This is a genomic window from Pseudoalteromonas sp. G5_S1_14_S5 (assembly GCF_054968605.1).
Window position 1 is genome coordinate 1 of record NZ_JBQKUM010000199.1, and the last position, 882, is coordinate 882.

The 882-nt window shown below is 38.5% G+C and carries 1 protein-coding gene; it reads right to left on the minus strand.

All coding sequences use genetic code 11. The features are described from left to right. On the minus strand, positions 1 to 882 hold an 882-nt coding region (locus ACTRWI_RS22530; RefSeq protein ID WP_499133919.1), incomplete at both ends, for a hypothetical protein.

Consider the following 882-nt stretch of genomic DNA (forward strand, 5'->3'; position numbering starts at 1 on the left):
TCGCTGACGCTGCTGACATCCTGCGTTAATCCTATGTTGGTATAATCCGTACTTTGAGGCGCGGTTGCAGTGATAGGATTGCCGCTATCTTTGGCGTAATCATGAATGAGAAGATAACTTGTGACCATCTCATTCATCTTATCAAACTCATTAGGGGTAGCTTGATTTTGTAGAATAACAATATTCAGTTCATTGATCTGATCTTGAGTCAGTGAGCTGAAACCTATTGCCGCATAATCTGTACTACTAGGGGCTGTGTTATTCGTTGCGACACGAACATAATCAACAAAGGTCCACCACTGCTCTATATAGTTCAGCTTCATCCAGTCAATACCGCTAAGGGAATTTAGATACCCACTGGTAGAATTTTCACGACTAAAAGCTACGCCTTCACTGCTAAAATAATTTTTTATTTCTAGTGATATATTATGTGGCCATCGATTTGCTTGATGACGAGAACTACCATAAGTCCAAGTGGGTACTACAAGGTATCGTGTAGTTTCGTTGGCGCCGATCCGAATATCTGTTTTAATTAAATAAGTATAATTTCGATAAGTATCAACAGGAAGATGTTCATTAATTTCGGGGTGTAACGTATATGAAGCGTAGAAGTTATATTCATTTTGTGACCTTGAATCAAAGTAATTACGTAATCCATCGCCATCACTATCTTCGTTAATAAAATCCTGTAAATCAGAAAGAACAGTTAATGTCGGTTGTTGGTTCAATAAAGTAATGTTAAGTCTATTTATCTCTGCCGAAAAATAGCCATCGTCAAGTGCAGTCTCAAATCCTAGCTCCAAATAGTGCGCATTTGTAGGCGCTTGTGCCAATGTCGTGCTGGAATTAGATGCATATTGTTGAATATTAGTAAACTCGCCA